This is a genomic window from Paraburkholderia sp. (genome assembly GCF_049581445.1).
Lineage (GTDB): Bacteria > Pseudomonadota > Gammaproteobacteria > Burkholderiales > Burkholderiaceae > Paraburkholderia.
Genome location: NZ_JBAURZ010000211.1, coordinates 1 through 4,015 on the forward strand (window position 1 = coordinate 1; position 4,015 = coordinate 4,015).

Annotated in this window: 4 protein-coding genes and 1 pseudogene; 4 read left to right on the forward strand and 1 reads right to left on the reverse strand. The window is 63.2% G+C overall.

Going from position 1 to position 4,015, the window contains the following annotated elements; genetic code table 11:
- Positions 1 to 262 (reverse strand): annotated as a pseudogene (locus WCA85_RS18375) (regulator); the annotation flags it as partial.
- A gap of 230 nt (positions 263 to 492) precedes the next feature.
- Between WCA85_RS18375 and WCA85_RS18380 the strand changes: the two are divergent.
- The 4 genes from WCA85_RS18380 to WCA85_RS18395 form a co-directional block, all read left to right on the forward strand.
- On the forward strand, positions 493 to 1,746 hold the full coding sequence (locus tag WCA85_RS18380) for a lipoprotein-releasing ABC transporter permease subunit (protein WP_424066306.1): 1,254 nt from the start codon (positions 493 to 495) through the stop codon (positions 1,744 to 1,746).
- Positions 1,739 to 2,479, forward strand: coding sequence for a lipoprotein-releasing ABC transporter ATP-binding protein LolD (lolD, locus tag WCA85_RS18385; RefSeq protein WP_424066307.1), 741 nt, complete (start codon positions 1,739 to 1,741; stop codon positions 2,477 to 2,479). Before WCA85_RS18380 ends, lolD begins: the two co-directional genes overlap by 8 nt.
- Before the next feature lie 20 nt (positions 2,480 to 2,499).
- Entirely contained in the window at positions 2,500 to 3,288 is a 789-nt protein-coding gene (locus WCA85_RS18390; protein WP_424066308.1) for a TatD family hydrolase, read from the forward strand.
- Between the two features lie 117 nt (positions 3,289 to 3,405).
- A partial coding sequence (locus WCA85_RS18395) for a ComEC/Rec2 family competence protein (RefSeq protein ID WP_424066309.1) occupies positions 3,406 to 4,015 on the forward strand: 610 nt, incomplete at its 3' end.

The following is a 4,015-nucleotide window of genomic DNA, read 5'->3' on the forward strand; positions in this document are numbered from 1 at the left end:
GCATGTAGGGCGCGAGCGGCGCTTCGTCGGCGGCTGCGGCGCCACTCGCGACGGTGCCAAACTGGCGTGCAACCCAGCGCTCATGCGGCAGCGTACGCTGGAAGTCCTCGCCGATCACCCGTTCGACGAGTGTCGCCCGGGCGAGCAGTTTGTCGAGGGCTGGGCACTTGATGCCATAGAGCGCGGTGGAAGCGTCGGCCGCGGCGGGCAGCGCGAAGGGCAGAAGGAGGTGAAGACGGTTGGCGTGCATGATGCTGCGCATTGTATGGCAAACTTCGCGCTGGATTGCTGGCGGATGCGGCGCCGGGTGCCCGAGTGGAAGCGTTACCAGCCCAGGCGGCGGCGACGGGCTGTGCGCGGCGCACCGGAACCATCCGCCCCAATCCGACACCAAAGGTCAGGGCCCCAGAGCCGCATGGTGGCGGGATTTCCGCCTTCATGGCTGGCAGCAGGCGCGGCGCTCGCGGCTGAAGAACGCAGAAAAGGATTCGCTTGAAATTTCCCTACGAATGGCAGATTGGCTGGCGCTACACGCGCGCCGGCAAACGCACGACCGGCAACGGCTTCATTTCGTTCATCGCGCTCGTTTCGATGTCCGGCATTGCGCTGGGCGTCGCGGCGCTGATCGTCGTGCTCTCCGTGATGAACGGTTTCCAGAAGGAAGTGCGCGACCGCATGTTGTCCGTGCTTGCGCACGTCGAAATCTTTTCGCCCACCGGTTCAATGCCGGACTGGCAGTTGACCGCCAAGGAAGCGCGGCTGAACAAGGAAGTGATCGGCGCGGCGCCCTACGTCGACGCACAGGCGCTGCTCACGCGCCAGGACGCCGTGAGCGGCGTTGCGCTGCGCGGCGTGGATCCGTCGCTCGAACCGCAGGTGTCCGATATCTATAAGGAAATGAAAGGCGGCCAGTTGACCGACCTGAAGCCTGGCGACTTCGGTATCGTGCTCGGCACGGATCTGGCGTCCAACCTGGGGGTGATGGTCGGCGACAAGATCACGCTTGTCGCGCCCGAGGGCACCATCACGCCAGCCGGGATGCTGCCGCGCCTGAAGCAGTTCACGGTGGTGGGCATCTTCGAGTCAGGGCACTACGAATACGACAGCACGCTCGCGCTGATCAACATTCACGACGCGCAGGTGCTGTTCCGGCTGCCGGCGCCCACTGGCGTACGCTTGCGCCTGAAGGACATGCAGCGCGCGCCGGAGGTCGCGCACCAGTTGGCGCGCACGCTCTCGGGCGACCTCTATATTCGCGACTGGACGCAGCAGAACAAGACCTGGTTCTCAGCCGTGCAGATCGAAAAGCGCATGATGTTCATTATCCTGACGCTGATCATCGCGGTGGCGGCGTTTAATCTGGTGTCGTCGCTGGTCATGACGGTGACCAACAAGCAGGCGGATATCGCGATTCTACGTACGCTGGGCGCGCAGCCTGGTTCGATCATGAAGATATTCGTTATTCAAGGCGTGACGATTGGCTTTATCGGCACGGCGACTGGTGTGGCGCTGGGCTGCCTGATCGCATGGAGCATTCCGTGGCTCGTGCCGATGATCGAGCATCTGCTGGGGGTGCAATTCCTGCCGCCGTCGGTCTATTTCATCAGTGAACTGCCCTCGGAACTGGTGCCGGGCGACGTGCTCAAGATCGGCTTGATCGCGTTCGTGCTGTCGTCGCTGGCAACGCTGTACCCGAGCTGGCGTGGCGCGAAGGTCCGTCCTGCGGAGGCGCTGCGCTATGAATGACCGTTTGATTCCTCAAGCTATGGGCCAAGACGACACACTCCATCCGTACGTTCTCGAAGCCACCGGCATCTCGAAGGCGTTCGTGCAGGGCGGCCTGAATGTGCAGGTGCTCAACAATACGCAACTGTCCGTGCGGCGCGGCGAGAAGCTGGCGATTGTCGGTGCTTCGGGTTCCGGCAAAAGTACGCTGCTGCACGTGTTGGGCGGTCTCGACGATCCGAGCACGGGTCAGGTCTCGGTGTTGGGTAAGCCGTTCACGAAACTCTCCGAGCGCGAGCGCAACGATTTGCGCAATCGCGCGCTGGGTTTCGTTTATCAGTTTCACCATTTGCTCGCTGAGTTCACGGCGCTCGACAACGTCGCGATGCCGTTGCGCATTCGTCGTATGCCGACCGAAGAAGCGCGCCGTACCGCGCTCGCAACGCTCGAGCGGGTGGGGCTGGCGCATCGCGCGAAACATCGTCCGGGCGAATTGTCGGGCGGCGAGCGGCAGCGCGTGGCCATTGCACGGGCGCTGGTGACCAATCCGGCCTGCGTGCTGGCGGACGAGCCGACCGGCAACCTCGACGGCGGCACCGCCGACACCGTGTTCAACCTGATGCTCGAACTGTCGCGCACCTTCGACACCAGCTTTGTGATCGTTACCCACGATCCGGATCTGGCGGCGCGCTGCGACCGCACGATGCGTCTGCGCGACGGCGTGCTCTACGAAGAGCCGTCGGTTCCCGTGTAACTCTCGTTTCAGGGCCGCGCATGTGGATCGACACACACTGCCATCTCGACGCATCAGAGTTCGATGCGGATCGCGACGCAGTTGCCGCGGCCGCCTCCAATGCGGGAGTCGGGCGGATCGTGATTCCCGGCGTGGCGCGCGAAAACTTCGCGAGAGTGCGTGAACTGGCGCGCCGGGTTCAAGGCGGGGCATACGCACTGGGGATTCATCCGCTTTTCACACCGCGCGCTGAGGACGCCGATCTCGACGTGCTGCGCATGGAAATCGAAGCGAACCTTGATGATCCGTTGTTCGTTGGGCTGGGCGAGATTGGACTCGATTACTTCGTGACGGGACTCGACGAGGACCGTCAGCAATTCTTTTACAACGAGCAGCTAAAGCTCGCGCATGAATTCAACCTGCCGGTGATTTGCCATGTCCGCAAATCGCAGGACCAGGTGCTCAAAGGCTTGCGCAAGCACGCCGTGCATGCCGGTATCGCGCACGCGTTCAACGGCAGCTTTCAGCAAGCTCAGGCGTTCATCGATCAGGGCATGCATCTGGGCTTCGGCGGCAACGTGACATTCGAGCGCGCGTTGCAGATCCGACGCCTTGCGACACAACTGCCACTGGATGCGCTGGTCGTCGAGACCGACGCACCCGATATCTCCCCCTCCTGGCTCTACCGCCAACGCAATACGCCGGATCAGATTCCCGCCATCGGCGCGGGCCTCGCACAACTGCGCGGCATCGATATAGACGAGCTTGCCATAGGCACAACGGCTAACGCTCACGCGGCGCTGCCGCGACTCGCGCTTTCCTCTGCATAATCGTTGACGTGCTTCGCGCCGGGCGGATCACACGTTCGGCTGTCCTGTTCATCTGAAGCGGCTCTGATCTGATTGCGATGCCCGGCGCTGGTCGGTCAGCAAGCAGGTGGAGGGCGAATGCGGGCGGTATGGTGTGGATTTGCGTTGGGTGTCGTCTGGTTGCAGCAGCAGGCAGTATTGCCGCTTTGGCGGGACTGGGTGATGTTGTTGGTGGTTCTGATCGTCACACTGGGGATAGCGCTATGGGGATTGTGCGGCCAGGGCTGGCGCATGCGAAGCGGTTGGTGCGCGCTATGGCTCGCGGCGGGTTGCGTCGGGTTTGGATACGCTGCGTGGCGAGCGGAAATGCGTCTTGCAGTGAGCTTGCCAACTGAGTGGGAAGGCCGCGATCTGGAGGTCAGCGGCGCCATTCGAGGTTTGCCGGCACGCGACGACAAAGGCGCGCGTTTTCTGTTCGATGTCGAATCGGTCGCCGCGCCGATCGCGCATTTTCCTCGCACGCTGCAACTATCGTGGATCGATCAGAAGGGACCGCCGCCGCGTCTTGAACCCGGTGCGCGCTGGCGTCTGATAGTGCGGCTCAAGCGGCCGCATGGCAACGCCAACTATGGAGTGCGCGACGCCGAGGCGGCATTGCTCGCGCGCAATGTTCGCGCAACCGGTTACGTCAGTGGGCCGGAGATGGCGCGACGTCTGCCCGGCTTCGCGGGCGGGCTCAGCGTTAGGG